At 71.9% G+C, this 22,275-nt stretch carries 22 protein-coding genes; 8 read left to right on the top strand and 14 right to left on the bottom strand.

What is annotated here, in order from left to right; translation table 11 throughout:
- Positions 1–24 precede the first annotated feature (24 nt).
- Positions 25–420, bottom strand: coding sequence for a hypothetical protein (locus tag ISP_RS35685; RefSeq protein WP_013228714.1), 396 nt, complete (start codon positions 418–420; stop codon positions 25–27).
- Positions 421–500: 80 nt separating this feature from the next.
- A complete protein-coding gene (locus tag ISP_RS35680) occupies positions 501–1,367 on the bottom strand; it encodes an alpha/beta fold hydrolase (protein WP_013228713.1) in 867 nt (288 codons plus the stop codon).
- A 67-nt stretch (positions 1,368–1,434) separates the two neighbouring features.
- On the opposite strand from ISP_RS35680, the gene ISP_RS35675 reads away from it, so the two are divergent.
- Positions 1,435–2,166, top strand: coding sequence for a TetR/AcrR family transcriptional regulator (locus ISP_RS35675; protein WP_013228712.1), 732 nt, complete (start codon positions 1,435–1,437; stop codon positions 2,164–2,166).
- Positions 2,167–2,274: 108 nt separating this feature from the next.
- On the opposite strand, the gene ISP_RS35670 is transcribed toward ISP_RS35675, so the two are convergent.
- From ISP_RS35670 to ISP_RS35655, 4 genes are all read right to left on the bottom strand, one after another.
- Positions 2,275–2,940, bottom strand: coding sequence for a TetR/AcrR family transcriptional regulator (locus ISP_RS35670; protein ID WP_013228711.1), 666 nt, complete (start codon positions 2,938–2,940; stop codon positions 2,275–2,277).
- 90 nt (positions 2,941–3,030) lie between these two features.
- Positions 3,031–4,722: a flavin monoamine oxidase family protein gene (locus ISP_RS35665; protein ID WP_013228710.1), complete on the bottom strand. Its 1,692-nt coding sequence runs from the start codon at positions 4,720–4,722 to the stop codon at positions 3,031–3,033.
- A complete protein-coding gene (locus ISP_RS35660; RefSeq protein WP_013228709.1) occupies positions 4,719–5,462 on the bottom strand; it encodes a carbon-nitrogen hydrolase family protein in 744 nt (247 codons plus the stop codon). The genes ISP_RS35665 and ISP_RS35660 overlap by 4 nt, the downstream gene beginning before the upstream one ends.
- Positions 5,459–6,850 carry an amino acid permease gene (locus ISP_RS35655; protein WP_013228708.1) on the bottom strand — a complete coding sequence of 464 codons (1,392 nt, stop codon included), beginning with the start codon at positions 6,848–6,850 and terminating at the stop codon, positions 5,459–5,461. The genes ISP_RS35660 and ISP_RS35655 overlap by 4 nt, the downstream gene beginning before the upstream one ends.
- A 211-nt stretch (positions 6,851–7,061) precedes the next feature.
- Here ISP_RS35655 and ISP_RS35650 point away from each other — a divergent pair, with 211 nt between their 5' ends.
- Positions 7,062–7,895: an SCO6745 family protein gene (locus ISP_RS35650; protein WP_013228707.1), complete on the top strand. Its 834-nt coding sequence runs from the start codon at positions 7,062–7,064 to the stop codon at positions 7,893–7,895.
- Between the two features lie 142 nt (positions 7,896–8,037).
- Here ISP_RS35650 and ISP_RS35645 read toward each other — a convergent pair whose 3' ends face one another.
- The 6 genes from ISP_RS35645 to ISP_RS35620 all read right to left on the bottom strand — a co-directional run bounded on the left by ISP_RS35645 (position 8,038) and on the right by ISP_RS35620 (position 14,036).
- A complete protein-coding gene (locus ISP_RS35645; protein ID WP_013228706.1) occupies positions 8,038–9,321 on the bottom strand; it encodes a HAMP domain-containing sensor histidine kinase in 1,284 nt (427 codons plus the stop codon).
- A 2-nt stretch (positions 9,322–9,323) separates the two neighbouring features.
- Positions 9,324–10,037, bottom strand: coding sequence for a response regulator transcription factor (locus ISP_RS35640; protein ID WP_013228705.1), 714 nt, complete (start codon positions 10,035–10,037; stop codon positions 9,324–9,326).
- A gap of 46 nt (positions 10,038–10,083) precedes the next feature.
- Entirely contained in the window at positions 10,084–10,746 is a 663-nt protein-coding gene (locus ISP_RS35635; RefSeq protein WP_013228704.1) for an IclR family transcriptional regulator, read from the bottom strand.
- Between the two features lie 203 nt (positions 10,747–10,949).
- Entirely contained in the window at positions 10,950–11,762 is an 813-nt protein-coding gene (locus ISP_RS35630) for a sugar phosphate isomerase/epimerase family protein (RefSeq protein ID WP_013228703.1), read from the bottom strand.
- Complete coding sequence (locus ISP_RS35625; protein ID WP_013228702.1) at positions 11,762–12,913, bottom strand: DUF993 family protein; 1,152 nt, start codon at positions 12,911–12,913, stop codon at positions 11,762–11,764. Before ISP_RS35625 ends, ISP_RS35630 begins: the two co-directional genes overlap by 1 nt.
- Before the next feature lie 82 nt (positions 12,914–12,995).
- Positions 12,996–14,036, bottom strand: coding sequence for a LacI family DNA-binding transcriptional regulator (locus ISP_RS35620; protein ID WP_013228701.1), 1,041 nt, complete (start codon positions 14,034–14,036; stop codon positions 12,996–12,998).
- Between the two features lie 216 nt (positions 14,037–14,252).
- Here ISP_RS35620 and ISP_RS35615 point away from each other — a divergent pair, with 216 nt between their 5' ends.
- From ISP_RS35615 to lpdA, 3 genes are all read left to right on the top strand, one after another.
- A complete protein-coding gene (locus ISP_RS35615; protein ID WP_013228700.1) occupies positions 14,253–14,657 on the top strand; it encodes a nitroreductase family deazaflavin-dependent oxidoreductase in 405 nt (134 codons plus the stop codon).
- A gap of 89 nt (positions 14,658–14,746) precedes the next feature.
- Positions 14,747–15,511: a lysophospholipid acyltransferase family protein gene (locus ISP_RS35610; RefSeq protein WP_013228699.1), complete on the top strand. Its 765-nt coding sequence runs from the start codon at positions 14,747–14,749 to the stop codon at positions 15,509–15,511.
- 48 nt (positions 15,512–15,559) lie between these two features.
- The gene (lpdA, locus tag ISP_RS35605; RefSeq protein WP_034283919.1) at positions 15,560–16,951 is read left to right on the top strand and encodes a dihydrolipoyl dehydrogenase; all 1,392 of its coding nucleotides are present in this window, start codon (positions 15,560–15,562) and stop codon (positions 16,949–16,951) included.
- Here the strand turns inward: lpdA and ISP_RS35600 are convergent.
- Positions 16,941–17,387, bottom strand: a complete 447-nt coding sequence (locus ISP_RS35600; RefSeq protein WP_013228697.1) for a GNAT family N-acetyltransferase — start codon at positions 17,385–17,387, stop codon at positions 16,941–16,943. The genes lpdA and ISP_RS35600 overlap by 11 nt on opposite strands.
- Before the next feature lie 201 nt (positions 17,388–17,588).
- On the opposite strand from ISP_RS35600, the gene ISP_RS35595 reads away from it, so the two are divergent.
- Both ISP_RS35595 and ISP_RS35590 read left to right on the top strand, forming a co-directional pair.
- Entirely contained in the window at positions 17,589–19,502 is a 1,914-nt protein-coding gene (locus ISP_RS35595) for a S8 family peptidase (protein ID WP_013228696.1), read from the top strand.
- Between the two features lie 59 nt (positions 19,503–19,561).
- A complete protein-coding gene (locus ISP_RS35590; RefSeq protein WP_013228695.1) occupies positions 19,562–20,296 on the top strand; it encodes an SDR family oxidoreductase in 735 nt (244 codons plus the stop codon).
- On the opposite strand, the gene ISP_RS35585 is transcribed toward ISP_RS35590, so the two are convergent.
- The gene (locus ISP_RS35585; RefSeq protein WP_013228694.1) at positions 20,293–21,294 is read right to left on the bottom strand and encodes an SDR family oxidoreductase; all 1,002 of its coding nucleotides are present in this window, start codon (positions 21,292–21,294) and stop codon (positions 20,293–20,295) included. The genes ISP_RS35590 and ISP_RS35585 overlap by 4 nt on opposite strands.
- 71 nt (positions 21,295–21,365) lie before the next feature.
- On the opposite strand from ISP_RS35585, the gene ISP_RS35580 reads away from it, so the two are divergent.
- Positions 21,366–22,244, top strand: coding sequence for a LysR family transcriptional regulator (locus tag ISP_RS35580; RefSeq protein WP_013228693.1), 879 nt, complete (start codon positions 21,366–21,368; stop codon positions 22,242–22,244).
- Positions 22,245–22,275 lie beyond the last annotated feature (31 nt).

Genomic DNA, 22,275 nt, shown 5'->3' with positions numbered 1-22,275 from the left:
CAGGTACGCGAGCCGACCTTCCGGTCACGGGACCCGGAGGACCCGGCCGGCGAACTCGCGTACCTGGACGGACGACTCGCGTACCTGGACGGACGACACGCGTGATTGCGGGGGCGACACGGTGCGGGCGAGGGCGCCGGTGACCACGGCGCAAGCCAGGACCAGGGCGGCGAGGGCGGAAGCGCGGTCGAAGGTGAGCTCGCCGAAGCGGCCGAGCACGAAACCCGTGTGCAGGGCCCAGGCGATCACCGCGACGCCCACCGCCGCCGCCGGGGAACTGCGGTAGGCGGCCGACAGGACGACCGCTCCCAGGGTGACCAGCGCGTACCAGGGATGACCCGTCGCTCCGGCCAGGTCCGCCACGACCACCGCGGCGACCGCGGCCACGCAGCCGAACGGGAACCCGAAGTCCTCTGTCATCCATCCAGTCCAGGCCCGGGGACGACGACGAGCGTGACCCCGGACACTTTCCCTACACCGGGCCCAGGGATCTTTACGCGCTATTTACCCGTCACGCGGCCGATCGCGTCGGCGAGCTCGGGCCAGACCGCGCGCGGCAGGTTGTGCCCCATACCCGGGATCACGACCAGCTCCGCGCCCGGGATCGCCTCGGCCGTCGCCTTGCCGCCGCTCACGTTGATCAGCGGGTCGGCGTCGCCGTGGACGACCAGGGCCGGCAGGCGCACCGAATGCAGCCCGGCCGTGCGGTCGCCGGACGCCATGACCGCCGCCGCATGGCGCAGCGTGCCCACCGGGTGGCGGGCGCGGTCGTAGTGCAGGGTCGCCTTGGCCAGCAGGAACGCTTCGTCGTCCGGGTAGCCGGGGGAGCCGAGCCGCCGGTAGCCCTCGACGCTGTCGGCGATGGCCTGTTCGCGGGTGCCGGCCGGCGGCCGGGTCAGCATCGCCAGCGCCCACGGCTCGGCCTGTCCCACCGCCGGGTCGCCAGTGGTCGACATGATCGACGTGACCGACCGCAGCCGGTCCGGGTGGTCGATGGCCAGCTGCTGCACGATCATCCCGCCCATCGACGCCCCCACCACGTGGGCCTTCTCGATGCCGAGCGCGTCGAACAGCCCGACGGCGTCGTCGGCCATGTCCGACAGCGTGTACGGCGCACTCGACAGATCGCCGGCCGCCAGCGCGGCCAGGTCCGGCGGGGGCAGGTGGTCGAGCCACGTCGAGAGCCCGACATCCCGGTTGTCGTAACGCACGACGAAGAACCCGCGGCCGGCGAGCAGTTCGCAGAACCCGTCCTCCCAGGTGATCATCTGGGCACCGAGGCCCATCACCAGGACCAGCGGCGGAGCCGCCGGATCGCCGAAAGTGCCGTACTCGAGCTCGAGACCGTTGGCCTGTGCGCGTGCCATACCCCGATCCTGCCGTACCCGCGCGGAGCTGGCACCGGCACGGGCGGTGCGGATACCGTTACACCCCATGCCGACTTCATCCTCGGGCACGGGACACCGCCCTCGGTCGCGGGCCGCGGCGGGACTGCCGGCGCTGACGGCCGACTGCATCGTCAGCGCGGCCACGGCCCTCACCGCCCAGCGCGGCCTCGACAACTGGACACTGCGGGAGCTCGCCCGCTCGGTCGAGGCCTACCCGGCGGTGATCTACCACCACGTCGGCGACCGGGACGCGGTGGTGAACGCCGTCGTCGACCGGGTCGTCGGGCTGCTGGAGCTGCCGGCCGAGCAGCTGCCGTGGCAGGAGTGGTTCACCGAGCTGCTGGCCGGCCTGCGCGCGGTGCTGCGGACCTACCCGGGCTGCGCGCGGCGGCTGGCGCTGTTCGGCCCGTCCGTCAAAGCGGCCACGCGCACCATCGACGCGGGCGTCGGCGTGCTGCTGACCGCCGGGTTCGGCCGCGAAAGCGTGCTGGCCTACAACCTGCTGCTGATGACCGCGTGCCAGTTCGTCGCGATGGAGGACGACCGCGACGGCGCGCTCGCGCTCCGGATCGACAACACCGAGGAGTACGCGACCTACCGCGAGCGGGCCGACCTGCCGGGGATGGCCGAGCTGGGCGCGGCGATGCACGACCTGATGGGTGACCCGGACCTCGCTTCGGGCTATTACGCGCAGCTCTACGACTACGCGGTCCGGCGGTGCCTCGACGGGCTCACGCACCGACTGGACGAACTGCGCAATCCGGAGATTTCGGGTTGACAGCGACTTGACAGTGCCTCGGCGTACCGTGGGCGTGCGTCGGTGGTTCGCCCACTGACCCGGAGCCCCTGGCGCCCTCCTCCCCCTCGTGGCGCCGGGGGCTTCGGTCTACCCGGACTCGCCCTGCCGCGGCGCCGGGGGAGCGCCGCGCGGCGGCTCCGCCTGGATGGCCGGGAAGATCTCGCCGACCAGGGTCACCAGCGACTTCGACAGCAGCAGGTGCACCTGCGCCCGCGTCAGCGAGCGGCGCACGAGCCACTCCCGGCCCGCCGACTTCACCATTCCGCCGAACGCGCGCACCAGCGCGTTGAGCTGGGCCCCGTGCTCGCTCTCCCGGGAGAGCCCGACGGCCTCCAGCACGCGGTCGGCGGATTCGCGGTCGGCTTCTTCGAGGATGCGCTCCACCTCGAGGTCGCGGCCGATGCCTTCGGGGGCGATCGCGGCCAGCCACATCCGCTCCTGGCTGGTGACCATGTCGAGGAACCACTCGATGGCGACGTCGGCCCGCAGTTCGAGCGGCCCCTCGGGGAGGATCTCGACGGCCAGCCGCGGCACGGTCAGCGCGCGGCGGATGATCTCCAGGTACAGCTCGCGTTTCGTGCCGAAGTAGTGGTTGATCAGCCCCCGCGCCACCCCCGCCGCGGCGGCTATGTCCGAAGTGGACACTGCGGAATAGGGACGCTCACCGAACAGCCGCGCCGCACAAGCGTAGATCTGTTCCTTCCGTTCGTCCGGTTCCAGTCTTCGCCATCTCGGCGCCGGCTCGGTGTTCATCCGCCCATCGTCGCACGGGCCGTTGCGCCGGGCAGGGTAGTGAGCACGATGTCGGATGTGCTGCCTGCCCAATACACGATCGGGGCACGGTCAGTCCGGTAGCGTGATCGGGGCGATGTCCGCGAAGCCGTCACCCGGGCCCGGATTCGCCGGATCGGTTGCCCCGCCGAAGTGGTGCAGCACGCCCCACACCGCGTTCAGCGCCGTCTGCACCGCGCCCTCGGCCCAGCCCGCCGTCCACGAGATGTCGTCGCCCGCCAGGAACAGGCCCCGGTACCGCGCCGGCAGCTCGTCCTGCACGAAGTGCGTGAACAGCCGCTGCTGGTAGCGGTAGTGGCCGGGCAGGTTCGCCTTGAACGCGCCCATGAAGTGTGGTTCGGCCTCCCACGACACGGTCACCGGGTCGCCGATGATGTGCCGCCGGACGTCGACACCCGGGTAGATCTCGCGCAGCGACTGGAGCATCACCTCGACGCGCTCGCCGACCGGAAGCGGCAGCCACTTCAGCGAGTCGTCGGCCCACGTGTAGGACAGGCAGATCACCGCGGGCGCGTCCGGGTCGTCGCCGAGCAGGTACGTGCCGCGGGGCATCCGGTCGGTGAGCGTCATGCTCATCGCGTCGCGGCCGGTCGCCGGGTCGCGATCCAGCCAGAACGGCCGGTCGACCGGCACGAACACCTTCGACGACGCCATGTAGTGCGTGCGCTCGATCGCCGTCCAGTGGTCGATCGGGAACAGCGCTTCGTCGCACTCGATGTTCGACAGCAGCATCCAGCTCTGCGCGGTGAACACCGCCGCCGGGAACGTCCGGATGTGCCCTTCGGTGTCCGTCACGGTGATGTTGCCGGGTGCCGTGCGGTGCAGCCGCGCGACGCCGGGCTGCGGCCGTCCGCCGTGCAGCGTGCGTAGGCTGGTGCCGGCCGGCCAGAAAACGATTTCTTCCGGGGCGTGCTCCCACAACCGCAGCGGGAGCTGCCTGCTGCCGCCGGCGATGCTGCGGTGCTCGTCGTCGGCTCCGGTGTAGACGACGCGCAGGATCTCCAGGATGGAGTTCGGGAAATCGGTGTCCCAGCCGCCGGTGCCGAACCCGACCTGGCCGAAGATTTCGCGGTGGCGGAAGGAGGCGAACGCCGGGGAGTCGCAGAGGAACCCGTAGAACGTCTGGTTGTCCAGCCGTGGGACGAGCTCGTTCCACAGCCGCTTGATCGTCTTCGCGTCGCGGTCGCGGATCGCCGTCTGCATCTCGGCGAAGGAGGCGTGCTCGGCCAGGGTCCGGTCCCAGGCCGCGGCGACTTCGCGGAAGACGGCCGGCAGGTCCTCGGGGGTACGCGCGTAGTGGCTCTGTCCCTTCAGATCCACGACGGTGCTCGGCGTCCCCGGCGCCAGCGGGTTGGGGAACGGCGTGGTCTCGAGCCCGACCTTGTCGATGTAGTGGAACAGCGCGGTCGACGCGGGCGGGAAGCGCATCGCGCCCATCTCGGCGACGACGTCGTCCGGGCAGCCCGGGAACCGCACGGTCCGCAGCCGGCCGCCGAGCTCGGCGACTTCGTACACCACCGGCCGCAGGCCCAGCTTCATCAGCTCGTACGCGGTGACGATGCCGGAGAGGCCGCCGCCGATCACCGCGACCTCGGTGCCGTGCCGCTCGGCGGGCAGCGAGCCCAGGCCGGCGGGGTGGGCGAGGTAGTCGTCGTAGGCGAACGGGAAGTCCGGGCCGAACATCGTGATCGGGCGGCCTGCCGGTTCGTCGTGGTGGATCGCGGTCGGAACGGCGGAGGTCATGCGGTGGTTCCCCGGTACAGTTCGGGCCGTCGGTCGGCCAGGTGGGTGTTCTCGAGCCGGGACGCGGCCAGCGCGTCCCGCGTGACGTCGGCGGCGATGACCTCGGGCCCGGAACCGGCGCGGGCCAGCACCTCGCCGGTCGGGGCGACGACGCAGGACCGCCCGCAGTAGGTCAGCTCCCGCTCGGTGTCGCAGCGGTTCGCGTAGGCGACGAACAGCTGGCTTTCGTAGGCGCGCGCGGGCACGAGCGTGTCGGCGACCAGCTCGTACGGGCTCATCAGCGCGGTCGGCACGACCAGCAGCTCGGTGCCGGCGAGCGCGTGCGCGCGGACCAGTTCCGGGAACTCGACGTCGTAGCAGATGAGCAGCCCGATCCGGAGGCCGCCGAGGTCGGCCTGCACCACGGCCTCGTCGCCGGGGGTGAACCAGGCGTTGTCGAGGTCGCCGAAGAGGTGCGTCTTGCGGTAGTTGGCCAGCCGGCGGCCGGTCGCGTCGACGAGCTGGACGCTGTTGTAGACGTGCTCGCCGTCGGTTTCCGGGTAGCCGTAGGCCAGCGCGGTGCCGAGCTGCCGCGCCAGCGCGGACATCCGGGCCGCCGTGGGCCCGTCGGCGGGTTCGGCGAGCTCGTGCGTGCGCACGCCGATGTGGTAGCCCGTCGTGATCATCTCCGCGGTGACGACGAGGTCGGCGTCGATCCGAGGGAGGTCGCCGAGCGGGCCCTGGTGGACGGCGACCCTCATGCCAGCCTCGACTTCCGGATCCCGTAACCGAAGTAGATCAGCAGGCCCAGTGCCATCCAGGCGCCGAAGACCAGCCAGGTGGCGCCGTCGAGGCTGAGCATCATGTACCCGCAGCAGAGCACGCCCAGGATCGGCGTCACCGGCGAAAGCGGGACGCGGAACGAGCGCGGGCGGTCGGGCTGGCGCTTGCGGAGCAGCAGGACGGCCACGTTGACCAGGCCGAACGCGAACAGCGTGCCGATGCTGGTGGCGTCGGCCAGCTTCCCCAGCGGGACGAAGGCGGCCAGGCCCGCGACGAAGGCCGAGACGACCAGGGTGTTGATCCGCGGGGAGCCGCTCTTGGCGTCCACTTTGGACAGCGCGGGCGGGACGAGGCCGTCGCGGGACATCGCGAACAGGATGCGCGTCTGTCCGTAGAGGACGGTCAGCACGACGCTGGAGATCGCCACGATCGCGCCCACGGCCAGCAGCCCGGCCCAGAACGGGTTGTCCGAGACGACGTCGAGCACGTGCGAGAGCGCGGCCTCCTGGCCGTCGAACCGCTGCCACGGCAGGGCGCCGACGGCGGCCACGGCGACCAGGCAGTACAGCACGGTGACGATGCCGAGGGAGAGCAGGATCGCGCGCGGCAGGTCGCGCTGCGGGTTCTTCGCCTCCTCGCCGGCGGTCGAGGCCGCGTCGAAGCCGATGTAGGAGAAGAACAGCTTGGCGCCGCCGGCGCTCAGCCCGGCCAGCCCGAGCGGCAGGAACGGCGTGAAGTTCTTCGCCTGCACCGCGCTGAAGGCGATCACGCAGAACAGCACCAGCGTGCCGATCTTGACCACGACCATGACCGCGTTGGCCCGCGCGCTTTCCTTCGCGCCGGACAGCAGCAGGAGCATCGCGAGGACGACGACGAGGATGGCGGGCACGTTGACCACACCGCCCGAGCCCGGCGGCCGGCTCAGCGCGTCCGGGATGGCGAAGCCGAAGGCCAGCCGCAGCAGTTCGTTGAGGTACTGGCCCCAGCCGACGGCGACCGAAGCGACCGAGACGCCGTATTCGAGCACCAGGCACCACCCACAGACCCAGGCGACCAGCTCGCCGAGCGTGGCGTAGGTGTAGGAGTAGGACGAACCGGACAGCGGGATCATCCCGGCGAGTTCGGCGTACGACAGCGCCGAGAACATCGCCGTGACGCCGGCGAGCACGAAGGAGAGCACGACCGCCGGGCCGGCCACCGGGACCGCTTCGCCGAGCACGACGAAGATGCCGCTGCCCAGCGTCGCCCCGATGCTGAGCATGGTGAGCTGCCCCAGGCCGAGCGACCGCTTCAACGTGCCATGATCACCTTCGGTGACCAGGTCGGCGACTGGTTTCCGCCGCACCGTCGCGGCTCGCAAAGTCATGCCGACGACGGTAACGGTCGTTTCCGGAGCGCAAAACAGGAGAACATTGCACGTACAGATGAATCACAGGTGATTCATTGCACATCGACGTCGGATCGTGGCGATTCGTTCCGATGGAAATTTTGCTCGAGCGTGGGTGTCGGATCCCCGGGGAGCCGTTCGTGGAGGGGGTGAGCGGCCGCCACGAGGGTGCCGCCGGGACCCACAGGGGATGAAGATGTCCGAGCCCGTCGCCCGCCGCATGTACGACCTGGTCGAGCCGATCGGCCTGGTGCCCTACTTCGCCGACGAGTCCGACGAGGCCCTGATGGCGCTGGGTCTGCGCAACGTGTGGGACGCCTACTTCGCCGGCCGGGCCGCGCCGCTGGGCCGGTCGGTGCCGGCCGAGGTGGTCCACGCCGTCTTCTACAACTTCGCCCCCGGCGAGGTGGCCCGGCACCTCCCGCGGGTGTGGGACCTGACCACCCCCGAAGCGGCGCTGGCCGCGCGCGAACGCGGGTGCGTCGCGGGAATGCGGCGGATCCTCGGCGAACTCGCCGACGACCCCGGCGTCGCCCGCGCCGGCGACCTCCTGCTGAAGGCGGCGACCAGCGCACCGGTGGAGGGCCGTGCGCTCTACGCCGCCCTGCGTGCGGTCCCGGTACCGCAGGAGCCGGTGGCCCGGCTCTGGCACGCGGCCACCCTCCTGCGCGAGCACCGCGGCGACGGTCACACCGTCGCGTTGCTGGCCGAGGGCGTCGGCGGGACGGAGGCGCACGTGCTCCACGCCCTGTCCAGCGGCATCCCCGCCCGGGAGTTCGGCCGGGTCGGCCACCTCCCGGCCGCCCAGCTGACGGCGGTCATCGACGGCCTGCGCGCCCGCGGCCTCGTCGGCACCGACGGCTGGCTCACCGAGGCCGGCCAGGCCACGAAGGACCGCGTCGAGGCACTGACCGACCGGCTCGCGGAAGCCCCCTACACCGCCCTGACCCCCGGCGAACTCACCCGTCTCGTGGCCGACCTCGAGCCGATCTCGGCCACCTTCCGCAAGACCTTCCCGATGTAACCGGGCAGCACCCGTGATGGGGAAGCCATCATTCGTGATTGAAGGGTCGACACGCGTGATTGAAGGGGCGACACGGCCGGCCGTCGTGTCGACCTCCCCATCACGCGAGATGACTCCCCAATCACGCGAGATGACTCCCCAATCACGGCGGGGCGGCGGGCAGGAGGAGGGTGAACGTGGGCGGGTCCGGGCGGCTCAGCCGGAGGCGGCCGCCTTCGGCTTCGGCGAGGCCGCGGGCCAGGCGCAGGCCGATGCCGTGGCCGCTGGCCGCGGTCGCGAACGGGTCCGTCTCGCCGAGGTCCGGGCCTTCGTCGGCGACGTCGATGGCGAGCGCGTCGCCGGCGTCGCGGGCCAGCACCGTGACCGTGCCGCGGCCGTGGGTCGCCGCGTTGTCCATGAGCACGCCGAGGACCTGCCGGACCGCCGCGGCCGCCGCGCGCGCCGGCGGCGGGTCTTCGCGGACGATGCGAATCTTCCGGCCCTGCGGCCCGAGCAGGGCTTCGCCGGCCTGCCGGAGCTCGTCGAGGAGCCGGTCGAGGTTCAGCTCGGCCCGCTGCCCCCGGCGTTCCCGGCCCAGGGCCAGGAGGTCCTCGATGGTGCGTTCGAGCCGGTCGGCGGAGGCGATGCCGGCGCGGATCGCCGCGTACGGGTCGGCGCCCGGTGTCTCCAGCGCGGCTTCGAGCTGCAGGCGCAGCCCGGTCAGCGGGGTCCGCAGCTGGTGCGACGCCTCCGCGGAGAACGCCCGCTCGCGTTCCAGCGTCTCGCCGATCCGGGCCGCCGTGGCGTCCAGCGTCTCGCCCACCTGGTCGATCTCGGGGACGCCCGCGCGCGGCGACCGGACGGTGAAATCGCCGTCGCCGAGCCGCCCGGCCGCGGCGGCCAGCTCCTCGAGGGGCCGGACGAGCCGCTTCGCGAACCGCCGGGCCAGCAGCCAGCTCGCCCCGATCGCCGCCGCCGCCAGCAGGGCCATGCCGTGCAAGGTGAGGGCGATCCGCACGGTCAGCGTGGACGACGGCATCGCGGCACGGACGACCCCGGTCACCTTCGAGCCGCTGAGCACCGGCACGGCCAGCACCAGGTCGTCCCCTTCGTTGCCGGTGACGACGTCCATCGTGGCGCTCGCCGCCTGCTGCTCGATCGAACCGGCGGCGGCCGGGCCGTGCCCGGCGAGCAGCCGCCCGTCCGGGCTGTAGACCCCGACCTCGCGGTCGGCGTCGTCCTCGTCGCCCGGCGGTGGCACCTCGGGCGGCAGCCCGGCGTCCAGCGCGTGGGACACCGCGAGCGCGACGGTGTCCGCGGCCCGTTCCAGCTCGGTGGTGGTGTCGTCGCGGTAGTACCTTGTCGCGGCGATGCCCAGCGGCAGCGCGAACAGCACGGTCGAGACCAGGGCGGCCAGCACCGTGAGCGAAATGATCCGGCGGCGCACGGCTACCCTTCGGCGGCGGTGCGCGCCGGGTCTTCCAGCCGGTAGCCGTGCCCGCGCAGGGTGACGATCCGCGGCACCTCGTCGCCGGGCTGGGATGCACAAGCCGAGAGCTTGCGGCGCACCGCCGCGATGTGCACGTCCAGCGTCTTCGTCGAGCCGTACCAGTGCGCGTCCCAGACCTCGGACATCAGCGTCTCCCGGCTGACCGCGACGCCGGGCTGCTCGGCCAGCCGGGCCAGCAGGTCGAACTCCTTGGCCCGCAGCACCACTTCACGCCCGCCCAGGGTGGCCCGGCGGCCGGCGATGTCGACGGTCAGCCCGCCGATGGTCACCGGGGGCCGCGCCCCGGCCGGCGCGCCGCGCCGCAGGTGCGCCCGCACCCGGGCGAGCAGTTCGCCCAGCCGGATCGGCTTGGTGAGGTAGTCGTCGGCCCCGGCGTCGAGGCCGACGACGACGTCCATCTCCTCCTGCCGCGCGGTGAGGATGACCAGCACCGCGCCGGGCAGCGCGGCCCGCAGGCGGCGGCAGACCTCGACGCCGTCCAGGTCGGGCAGGCCGAGGTCGAGCAGCACGAGGTCGAAATCCCCGGGTTCGGCGGCTTGCAGGGCGGTCCGCCCGTCGCGGCGCCAGCACACCTGGTGACCGTGCAGTCGCAGGGTCGATTCGAGCACGCTGCCGATCGCCGCGTCGTCTTCCACCACCAGCAGGTTCGGCATGCCGGAAGCCTAACCAACCGCACCCCGGATTCCGGACGGCTGTGGCCTATTCCGCCCGCGTCGCGAGGCCGATCTGCGATATCCGCACCGAAGCGGCGGCGAGGGCTTCGGTGAACGCAGCGACTTCGCCGGGCCCGAACCGGCTGCTGGGGCCGGTGATCGCGAGGGCCGCGAGCAGCCGGCCATCGCCGTCGTGCACCGGCGCGGCGACGCTGGACGCGCCCGGCTCCGGCTCGCCGTGGCTGACCGCGGCGCCCTCGGCACCGTCGAGGACGCGCCCGGCGGCCCCGAACCCGAGCGGCAGTTCGTCCCCGACGCGGCCGACGTGCCGGATGGCCAGCGGCCCCTCCTGCTGGGCCACGCAGACGAGCACGGCGGTGCTGCGCACGTAGAGGTTCACCGTCTCCCGGCATTCCCGGGCCAGCTCGCGCAGCACCTGGCGGACCGGCTCGGGCAGCTGCCACGCGGTGTTCGCCAGCTGCGCCCACCGCAGCATCCCGGGCCCGACGGTGATCCGCCCGTCCGGCCGCGTCCAGAGCAGGCCGCGCTGTTCGCAGGTGGCGACCAGCCGCAGCACGGTCGTCTTCGCCAGGCCGCTGGCCGTCGTGAGGTCCTTGACCGCCCAGGTCCGGCGGTGTTCGGTGAAGAGGGCGAGCAGGTCGAACGCGCGCAGCACGCTCCGGACCGATCCGTCTTCGTCCGCCTTCATGAGCGACCCCCGTCCGCCTGGTGGACCCAGCGTACCGCCAGGCGGACCGATTCAGGCCACGTGTCGCTCGAACGCCGCAACCGTCGGTGCAGTGAATGACTCATTCATGACGTCGGACGCCATGAATGAGTCATTCACTGCGTTCCCGCGTGCGGTCACACCTGGCTGACAGCGGCGGTGCGGCAGGAGCCGGCCGGGCCGGTTCAGGCCACGTGTTGCTCGAACGCCGCAATCGTCGCCGCGAGCACGTCCGCGCCCGGGCGGGCCCACAGGTCCGCGTTGAACACCTCGACCTCGATCGGCCCGGTGTAGCCCGCGGCCTCCACCGCCGCGCGCAGGTGGCGGTGGTCGATCGGGCCGTCGCCGGGCAGAGCGCGGCCCAGCAGGGGGTCCGGGAGCGGCACCAGGACGTCGCACACGTGGAACCCGGCGATCCGGCCGGCGGCCGCGGCGATCGACTGCTCGATGCGCGGGTCCCACCAGACGTGGAACTCGTCCACGACCACGCCGACCTGATCAACGGGATGCTCGAGAGCGATCGCCAGCGCCTGCTCCACAGTGGACAGCACCGACCGCTCCGCGCACTGCATCGGGTGCAGCGGCTCCAGGCCCAGCCGGACCCCGCGCTCCCCGGCGTACGGCGCCAGCGAACCCACCGCGTCGGCGACCCGCTGCCGGGACGCGGCCAGGTCGTTGCCCGCGATCCCGCCCACGACCAGCACGAGCACGTCGGCGCCGAGCGCGGCGGCTTCGTCGATCGCCTCCCGGGTCTGCGCCACACCGTCCACAGGGGACCCCTCCGGTGTCACGCCGGTGAAGAACCCGCCGCGGCACAACGACGAAACCCGCAGCCCGTGCTCCTTGAGCAGCCGCGCGGCTTCGTCGACGCCGGTCTCGGCGACCTTGTCGCGCCACAGCCCGATCCAGCCGACACCCGCCTCGGCGCAGCCCGCCACCGCCTCGGGCAGCGACCAGGACTTCGTGGTGATCTGGTTGAGGCTCAGCCGGGGGTCCATCACACGACCCCCGCGGCCTGCAGCAGCGGCCGCATCCGGGCTTCGGCCAGGTCGGGGTCGGCCAGCACGCCGGCCTCGTCGGCGAGCCGCAGCAGCGTCGCCAGGTGCGTGATCGTACGCGCGGACTCCTGGCCGGCAAGCATCCGGAAGTGGCCCTGGTGGCCGTTGAGGTGGGCCAGGAACACCACGCCGGTCTTGTAGTGCCGGGTCGGCGCGCGGAAGATCTCCCTGGCCAGCGGCACGGTGGGGTCGAGCAGGGCGCGGAACCCGGCCCGGTCGCCGTCGTCCAGCCGGCGCAGCCCCGCCGCGGCCACCGGGGCGATCGGGTCGAAGATGCCGAGCAGGGCTTCGCTGTGGCCTTCGGTGTCCCCGGCGATCAGCTCGGGGTAGTTGAAGTCGTCGCCGGTGTAGCAGGCGACGCCGTCGGGGAGGGCCCGGCGGAACTCGACCTCGATCTCGGCGTCGAGCACCGAGACCTTCACCCCGGCGATCGTGGCGGCGTGCTCGGCGCAGAGCGCGGCCAACTCGCGGGCGGCGGCACGGACGTCGTCGTGGCCCCAGTAGCCGGCCAGCGCCGGGTCGAACTGCTCGCCCAGCCAGTGCAGCAGGACCGGCCCGCCCGCCTCGGACAGCAGCTTCCCGTACGCCGCGTGGTAGTCGTCCGGGCCGGCCGCCGCCGCGGCCAGCGCGCGGCTGGCCATCACGACCGGGACCGCGCCCGCGCGGGAGACCAGCTCGAGCTGCTCGCGCCAGGCGTCCACAATGGACGCCACGGTGGCCGGTCCCGGCGGCAGCTGGTCGGTGCCGACCCCGGCGCACCAGCGCCGCCCGGCCGCGACCGCGCCGGTGCGGGACACCAGCTCCTGTGTCGTCGCCCAGTCGAGGCCCATGCCGCGCTGCGCGGTGTCCATCGCCTCCGCGACGCCCAGCCCGCACGACCAGAGGTGCTCGCGGAAGGCCAGCGTCGTGTCCCAGTCCACGGCGTTGGGCTCGTCGGCCAGCGCGTCCGCGACGACGTGCGCGGCGGCGTAGGCGATGCGCGACGTCGGCGGCGGCTGTGGTGTCTGTGGTGTCTTCGGGGGCGCGGGGGGCCGTGGCCCGGACGGCGACCAGTTCAGCAGCTCGCCGCCGGGGGCCGGGAGCACGAGCATCGAGGACCTCCGAAAGGGGTCGGAAAGCGCTTTCTCGACCCACGGTAGGGCCTGTGCCGCGCCGCGACAAGGCCCGGTGGGGTCAGCGTTTGGGGCGTCCGGTGCTTTCGCGGAGGACGACTTCGCCGGACAGCCGGACCGTCCGCGGCCGGGCACCCGCGGAGCCCTTGATCGCCATGTCCATCGCGCGTTCGCCGAGCTCTTCCAGCGGCAGCCGGACCGTGGTCAGCGCCGGGGCCAGGTCGCGGACCACCGGGATGTCGTCGAAGCCGGCCACCGAGATGTCGCCGGGCACGGACACGCCTTCCTCGCGCAACGCCGTCAGCGCGCCGATCGCCATCACGTCGGTGACGGCGAACAGGCAGGTCGGCAGCTTGCGCTTGCGGCCGGCGAGCAGCCGCTTCGTCGCCTCGTAGCCGCCGTCGCGGCTGAACGCGGCCTCGACGACGTCGTCTTCGCGCAGTTCGATGCCGTGCGCGGCGAGTTCGCCGGAGAAGCCGGCCAGCCGGTCGATCACGGTGCTCAGCCGTCGCGGCCCGGCCAGCACGGCGAACCGCTTGTGGCCGAGGCCGACCAGTTCCTTCGCCAGTGCCGCGGCGCCGCCCTTGTTGTCCGGCTGCACGGTGTCGATCTTGAGCCCGCGGTGCCTGCTGACCGCCGCGACCTGGCCGCCGCCGCGGCGGTAGGGCTCGAGCTCGGCGGCCATCGCGCGTTCCCACGCGCGGTCCTCGAACGCCGAGCCGATGAGCAGGATGGCCGCGGCCCGCTGCGCGCGCAGGGTCGAGACGTAGGCGACTTCGCGGTCCGGGTCGCGGAACGTGCCGGCGAGCATGACGAGCAGGCCGTTGTCGGTGGCCACCCGCATCACCCCGCCCGCGATGGCCGCGAAGTACGGGTCGCTGACGTCGTGGCAGATCACGCCGACCGTGCGGTGGGTGCCGCCGGCGAGGGCCTGTGCGTGCGCGTTGGGGGCGTAGGCCAGCTCGGCCGCGGCGGCGGACACCCGCTCCCGCAGGTCGGCACGGACGGACGCGGTGCCGTTGAGCACCCGCGACGCCGTCGCGAGCGAGACGTTCGCGCTGCGTGCCACGTCTTCGAGTGTCACGTGCGGCCGGGCCTTCATGGCTGGCTCCTCCAAGATCGGTCTCGAGTGTCTCCGCGTGCTCGGTCGGTGCAATCTACTGGGAGGGGGGTGTGTCCGGAGAAGCCGCTGTTCGGGGCACCTCCCCCGAACGAGTGAAAAGGCCCGGGAAGATCGCGCGTGGCGCGTGTGTTGGGAACAAGGAGAACCTTCAAGTGGTGAGCACGCCACTGCCGATCGACGCGAAAGGAACCACGCATGCTGTTCGGTGACGAGCACGTCCGCCGCTACGAGGAGACCGACGGTGAAGTCGGCCACGAGTGGAAGGAAGGGGTCCCGACGCTGGTCTTGACCACCAAGGGCCGCAAGACCGGGCAGGAGCGCAAGTTCGCCCTCATCTACCAGGAAGTCGACGGCAACCCGGTGATCGTGGCCTCCAAGGGCGGCGCGCCGAACCACCCCGGCTGGTACTTCAACCTCGTCGAGCACCCCGAGGTCGGCGTGCAGGTCAAGGCGGACAAGTTCACGGCCCGCGCGCGCACGGCCGTCGGCGAAGAGCGCGCGAAGCTGTGGGAAAAGCTCGCTGCCGTCTGGCCGGACTACAACGAGTACGCCAAGAAGACGGACCGTGAGATTCCGGTCGTGGTGCTCGAGCGGCAGTGAAATCCGCACCGAAATTCGTACTGTGATCTGCGCCGCGTTCGGCGCGGGCAAGGGCCGATCCGGCCGGTCGTGGGCTACGAATGACACCCATGACCGACCGCTGGACCGCCCTGGACTTCGAAGGTGAGCTGCTCACCCGGCGCCGGATGATCGCCTACGGCCGGCGCTTCGCCCGCGCCGGCCGTGGCGCCTGGTACAGCTTCGCGATCGAGGTGGTCTGGCAGTTCCTCGTCCAGACCACCCGCTTCCGCGTCCGAGGCGCCCGGCACATCCCGAAGACCGGTGGCGTGCTGGTGGCGTCGAACCACCTGTCGTTCGCCGACCCGACGACGCTCACCGCGTTCTGCCTCGCCGCCGGCCGCGTGCCGCGCTACCTGGCGAAGGCTTCGCTGTGGAAGCTGCCGGTGGTGGGTGCGGTGATGCGCTCCGGACGGCACATCCCGGTCTACCGCGGCGCCGCGACGGCCGCGGAGGCCTACCGCGACCTGGTGGCGTCGGTGCGGGCGGGCGAGTGCGTCGCGATCTTCCCCGAAGGCACCTTCTCGAACGACCCGGACGGCTGGCCGATGCGCGGCAAGACCGGCGTCGTGCGGGCGGCGCTGGAGACCGGGGCGCCGGTGATCCCGGTGGCCAACTGGGGGACCCACCACCTGCTGCCGTCGACGGCGAAGCTGCCGCGCGGGCTGCCGCGCAAGACCGTCGAGCTGGTCGCCGGGCCGCCGGTCGACCTGTCCGACCTCGTCGGCCGCGAACTGACCCGCGCGGTGCTGGAGGAGGCGACGGCGAGGATCATGGCCGCGATCACCGAGCTGCTGGTAGCGCTGCGCGGGGAGCGGCCGCCGGTCGCCGCCTGAGTCCCGGGTCACCCCGCCCGAACACGCCCCGGAGAGTAGTTTCGAAGCATGAGTGCACAACACTTTGATGTCGTCGTGCTGGGGGCCGGAGTGGGCGGCTACGTCGCGGCGATCCGCGCGTCCCAGCTGGGGCTGAGCGCCGCGGTGGTCGAGGAGAAGTACTGGGGTGGCGTCTGCCTGAACGTCGGGTGCATCCCGTCGAAGGCGCTGCTGCGCAACGCCGAACTGGCGCACGTGGTGACGCAGGAGGCGAAGGCGTTCGGCATCTCCTCCGACAGCCCGATCAAGGTCGACTACACGGCCGCGTACGAGCGGAGCCGGAAGGTCGCCGACGGGCGCGTCAAGGGCGTGCACTTCCTGATGAAGAAGAACAAGATCACCGAGTTCGACGGGCACGGCACCTTCCTCGACGACCACACCCTCGAGGTGAACGGCGAGCAGCTCACGTTCGGCCACTGCATCATCGCGACGGGCGCGACCACGCGGCTGCTGCCCGGGACTTCGCGCAGTTCCCGGGTGGTCACCTACGAAGAGCAGATCCTCTCGAGCGAGCTGCCGTCGAGCATCGTGATCGCCGGCGCGGGCGCGATCGGCGTCGAATTCGCCTACGTGCTGCACAACTACGGCGTCGACGTCACGATCGTCGAGTTCCTCGACCGGATGGTGCCGCTGGAAGACGCCGAGGTGTCGGCGGAGCTGGCGCGCCGCTACCGCAAGCTCGGCATCAAGGTGCTGACCTCGACCCGCGTCGAGTCGATCGACGACTCGGGTTCCTCCGTGCGGGTGACGGTGTCCTCGGAGAAGAACGGCGAGCAGGTCCTCGAGGCCGACAAGGTCATGCAGGCGATCGGCTTCCAGCCGCGCGTGGAGGGCTACGGCCTGGACAAGACGGGCGTCGCCCTGACCGACCGCGGCGCGATCGCCGTGGACGGCCGCGGCCGCACGAACGTCGAGCACATCTTCGCGATCGGCGACGTGACGGCGAAGCTGATGCTGGCGCACGCGTCGGAGTCGATGGGCGTGGTGGCGGCGGAGACGATCGCGGGCGCGGAGACGATGGAACTCGACTTCCCGATGATCCCGCGCGCGACGTTCTGCCAGCCCCAGATCGCCAGCTTCGGCTGGACGGAGGAGCAGGCCCGCGAGAAGGGCTTCGACGTCCAGGTGGCGAAGTTCCCGTTCACGGCCAACGGCAAGGCCCAGGGGCTGGGCGACGCGGGCGGGTTCGTGAAGCTGATCAGCGACGCTCGGCACGGGGAGCTGATCGGCGGGCACCTGATCGGCCCGGACGTGACGGAGCTGCTGCCGGAGCTGACGCTGGCTCAGCAGTGGGACCTGACGGTGTACGAGGTGGCCCGGAACGTGCACGCTCACCCGACGCTGGGTGAAGCGGTGAAGGAAGCGGTCCACGGCCTCGCCGGTCACATGATCAACATGTAGGGACGTCGAAACGGAGTTCCGGCCGGTCCCAGCGGATCTTCGGCGGTTTCGCCGGGATCGTGCCGGTGCGCCGCGCGCCCATCCGGACGTAGAACGCCAAAGCGGGCGGGTGCGACACGACGCGCACGCTGTCCAGTCCGCGCTCGCGGGCCCCGGCGAGCATGTGCTCGATCAAGCGGGCGCCGATGCCGAGGCCCTGCGCTTGGTCGGCGACGAAGAGCAGGTCGAGTTCGGCGTCGAGGAGCGCGTAGAAGCCGAGGATTTCGCCGCTCCGTGTGGCGGTGTAGGTCGGATTGGTCTCGATGTAGTGCGGGGCGATCGTGTAACCGTCCAAAATGGACGCGTACTCGCCTCGGTAGGCCGAGGAAGCGTGCATCAGGGCGGTGAGGGTACCGGCCTGGTCCGCCGTGGCGCGGTGGATCTCGATTTCTGCCATGCCGCGGACCGTACGGCAGGGGAGGGAAAATAGTTCTCACGTTTTCCCGAACCACCGGCCCCTGATCGTTCCAGCATGTGGACCGCAGGGCGTTCCCGACTTTGGTCGCTGGAATCCGGCCCGGCCGCTCCTTAGATTCTCCCCATTACACCCAATCGGGTGTCATTCGGCCGGGTGGCCGAGTACCACAGGGAGACATCGATGGTGAGATTCAGCCGGGTCGCCGCGCACGCGGTTCCGCTGACGGTCGGCGCGCTGCTGCTGACGACGGGGGTCTCGGCGGCGCAGCCGTCCGTGGTGGATGCGGCGGCCGCGCGCACCGAAGCGGGCATCAGCGCACTGCAGAGCATCAAGCAGAGCCTGAGCCCCGCGGAGCGCAAGCAATCGAGCCAGCTGGTCGTCGAGAAGCGGTTGCGGGCCGACCGGTCGCTGGCCGCGAAGCTGCCCGACTACCGCTCCGGCGTCGGCGTCAGCACCGCCGGCACCGTCTCGGTCGACATCGCCGCGCACGGGAAGGCCGTCGCGAACGCCGTCAAGGCGGTGGGTGGCGCGGTCCGCTCCGTCTCGCCGGACGGCGCCGTCCGCGCCGACCTGCCGCTGTCCGCCCTGGACGCGATCGCCGGCCGGGCCGATGTCGCCGAGGTGAAGCCCGCCGCCCAGGCCACCACCTGGAGCGAGCCGGGCAACCGCGACTTCCGCGCGGCTGCCCGGACCGCTGCCGCGCAGGCCGCCGCCGCGAACCAGGTGTCCGAAGGGGACAAGGCGCACGGCGCCGACGCCGCCCGCGCCACCTACGGCGTCAGCGGCTCCGGGGTGAAGGTCTGCGTGCTCTCCGACGGCGTCGACTCCCTGGCGAAGTCGCAGGCCGCCGGCGAGCTGCCCGCGGTGGACGTCCTGTCCGGCCAGCAGGGCAGCGGCGACGAGGGCACCGCGATGCTCGAGATCGTCCACGACCTCGCACCCGACGCGACCCTCGGTTTCGCGACCGCGTTCACCAGCGAAGCGAGCTTCGCCGCGAACATCCGCGCGCTGCGCAGCACCGGCAACTGCCAGATCATCGTCGACGACGTCTCCTACTTCGACGAATCGCCGTTCCAGGACACGCAGGTCGCGCAGGCGGTCAACGACGTGACCGCGGCCGGCACGCTCTACTTCTCGTCGGCCGGCAACTCGGGCAACGCCACCGACGGCACCAGCGGCTACTACGAGGGCGACTTCCGGGCCTCGTCGTCGAAGATCAGCGGCGTCACCGGTACCCCGCACGACTTCGACCCGAGCAGCACCACGCAGAACTTCGACGCGCTCTCGGCGGGCTCGCTCGGCAAGCCGGTGACGCTGTTCTGGTCCGACCCGTGGGGCAAGTCCGCCAACGACTACGACCTGTTCATCCTGAACTCCGCGGGCAGCGTCGTGGCCTCCAGCGAGAACGGGCAGTCCGGCGCGCAGAACCCCTACGAGATCGCGAACGTGCCGGCGACCGGGTCCGGCTACAAGGTCGCGGTCGTGAAGTACAGCGGCGCCGACCGCTTCCTCGCGCTGAACGTGATCCGCGGCCGGTTCGTGGCTTCGGGCGAGCTCAAGGCGTTCAGCACCAACGGCGTCACGAACGGCCACTCGGCCGCGGTCGACGCGTTCAGCGTGGCGGCGGCGCCGGCGGCGGCCGCGTTCGGCCGTCCCCTGGAGGCCGGTGACCCGGCCAACCCGGCCGGCCCGTACCCCGGCCTGTTCACCGCGTCGAGCAAGTGGGAGCGGTTCTCCTCCGACGGCAAGCGCCGGCTGTTCTACAACGCCGACGGCACGGCGATCACGCCGGGCAACGTGTCCTCGACCGGCGGAACGGTCCGGAACAAGCCGGACATCACCGCGGCCGACGGCGTCGCGACCTCGGTGACGGGCTTCCAGCCGTTCTTCGGGACGTCGGCGGCGGCGCCGCACGCGGCGGCCATCGCGGCCCTGCTGCTGTCGGGCCGGCCGACGGCGACCCCGGCCCAGATCCGCACGGCCCTGGTGTCCTCGGCGATCGACCTGGGCACGCCCGGGTTCGACACGGTGACCGGCAACGGCGTGATCATGGCCGGCCCGGCGCTCGCCGCGCTGGGCGTGGCGGCGAAGTAACGACCTTTTCGCGAAAAGGGCCCGGCACACGCCGGGCCCTTTTTCGTTAGGGTCGGCACATGGTGCAGACGGCGGTGGTCACCGGAGCGGGTTCGGGCATCGGACGGGCCGTGGCCCGCGCACTCCTGGCGGACGGCTACCGAGTCGCCTTGGCCGGCCGGCGCGCTTCCGCCCTCGAGGAAACGGCCTCGAGCTTCGAGAACGCGCTCGCCGTGCCCACCGACGTTTCCGACGAGCGGGCCGTCGAGGCGCTCTTCGCAGCCGTGCGTGCCCGGTGGGGCCGGCTCGACCTCCTCTTCAACAACGCCGGGATCTCGACGGGCGGGACCGTCGCCGACCTGTCCGTCGAGGACTGGAAGCGGACCGTCGACGTCAACCTCACCGGGATGTTCCTCTGCGCGCGCCAAGCCGTGCGGCTGATGAAGGACCAGGATCCGCGGGGCGGCCGGATCGTCAACAACGGCTCGATCTCCGCCCACGCGCCGCGGCCCGCCAGCGTCGCCTATACCGCGACGAAGCACGCCGTCACCGGGCTGACCCGGTCGATTTCGCTGGACGGCCGGGCCTGGGACGTCGCCTGCGGGCAGATCGACATCGGCAACGCCGCCACCGAGATGACCGAGCGGATGGCCGCCGGTATCCCGCAGGCCGACGGCCGGGTCGTCGCCGAGCCGACCTTCGACGTCCGGCACGTGGCCGACGCCGTGCGGTACATGGCCGGGCTGCCGCTCGAGGCCAACGTCCAGTTCCTCACCGTCACCGCGACGACCATGCCGTTCATCGGCCGCGGCTAGGGGATCACCCGGGCCTTCCGGAATTCGTCGAACAACCGGTAGAACATCTGCTCCGTCTCGACGTATTCGTGAAAACCCGCACGGCGTGATTTCGACGTGTCCGCGAACATGTCGTAGTCCCAGCCGAAGACGAAGTCGCCGAAGGCCCATGAGGCCGAAACGTCCGCATAGGACGCCGAGAGTCCGTGCTTCGCCGCCATCGTGGTCCACAGTGGACCCTTGTCCGCCATGACGTCTGCCAGCGACATCCGCAGCGGTGGCGCGGCTTCCATGCCGAAGTACGCCGCCAGCCTCGGCCAGAGTTCGCGCCAGCGGAACAGGTCGCCGTTCGCGATGTTGAACGCGCCCTCGTGCCCGGTGGCCCAGACCGTCGCCGATGCCAGCAGCCCGGCGTCGGTCATTTCCAGCAGGCTGTCGTAGGCGCCGGGCCGGCCCGGAAACCGCAGCGGCAGGCCGAGTTCTTTCGAAATCGACGCGTACACCGCGATCACCAGCGCCAGGTTCATCGGGTTGCCCAGCGCGGTGCCGCCCACCACGGACGGCCGGATCGCCGACCACGTCCACTCGCCCGCGCGCCGTTCGAGGAACTGCTGCTGGTCGACGTTGAACTCCGGCGGCAGGTGCCCGGCGTCCGTCTCGCGCGCCGGGGTCTTGAACGGGCCGAGGTGCGCGCCGTAGACCTTGTAGCCCTGCATCAGGCTGACGTGCTGCAGGCCGGGCGCCATCGCGTCGACGAGGTTCGTCAGCATCGCCAGGTTCGGCGGGACGAGCTCCGCCCAGGTCGGCCGGTCTTGGTAGGCCGCGTAGAAGAGGTGCGTGACGCCGGTCAGCGCCCCGACCTTGGCCCGGGTTTCGGCCGGGTCGAGCAGGTCGACGGCGAGGTCGCCCCGTCGGGACAGGCCGATGACGTCCCAGCCGCCGTCGGCGCGCAGGTGGTCGACGAGGTTCTTGCCGATGATGCCGTTGGCCCCGGCGACGAGAGCTGTCTTGCGTTCCATGTCTTCGAGGCTGGCCTCGGCTGTGGCATAAGTCCAAGGCTTGGTTGTCACCATGTCGATAAGCTGAGTTCATGACAAGCCTGCGGCAGCTCGAGTACCTGGTCACGGTGGTCGACACCGGGTCGTTCACCCGCGCCGCCGAGCAGCTGCACGTGACGCAGCCGGCGTTGTCGCACCAGATGCGGTCCCTCGAGCGCAGCCTCGGCGGCCCGCTGCTCGAACGGCTGCCCCGGGCGATCCGGCTCACGCCGATGGGCCGGGCGATGCTGCCGCACGCACGAGCGGCACTGGCCGACGCCGAACGCGCGCGCTGCGCGGCCCGGCTCGCGTCCGGGACGACGGCGGGTGAGCTGCAGGTCGCCACGGTGTACTCGGTGAGCCTCGGCGTGCTGCCGCCCGCGTTGCGCGTGTGGCGCCGCGACCGGCCCGAGGTCGACGTCCGGCTGATCGAGTTCCGGCACGCCGCCGAGCTGCGCGAGGCGATGGCCGCGGGCGAGGCCGACGTCGCCCTCGGCCCGCGCCCCGGTGACTGGGCAGGCCCGGTGCGGGAGCTGGGGGTGGAGGAGTTCGTCGTCGTGCTGCCGGCGGACGGCGCCACGGAAGCGGACGCCACCGGGGTCGTCGACCTGGCGACCCTCTCCGGCTGCGCGTGGGTGCACTACGCCCCGGGCAACGGCCTGGCCGAGCTGGTCGACGCGGCCTGCGCGGCGGCGGGCTTCCGCCCCCGCGCGGCCGTCCGCACCGAGCAGACGGCGGCCGCACCGATCCTGGCGGCCGCGGGCCTGGGTCCCGCGCTGGTCCCGGCGAACGTGCTGCCGGCCCGGTTCGACGGCCGCGTCCTGCGGCCGAGCACGCCGGTCCGGCGGACGCTGGTGGCCTACACGCGCGCTGCTCCGGACGCGTTGACCGGGGCGTTCATCGAGACGGTCGTGGAGCACGTCACCGTTTAGAGGCGGCCGAGCCGGGGAGTGCGGGTCATCG

Origin of the sequence: Amycolatopsis mediterranei, from assembly GCF_026017845.1 — a bacterium.
GTDB classification, from domain to species: Bacteria; Actinomycetota; Actinomycetes; order Mycobacteriales; family Pseudonocardiaceae; genus Amycolatopsis; species Amycolatopsis mediterranei.
Note: the sequence above shows the minus strand (reverse complement) of the source record. Positions and strands in the feature narration are given on the sequence as shown.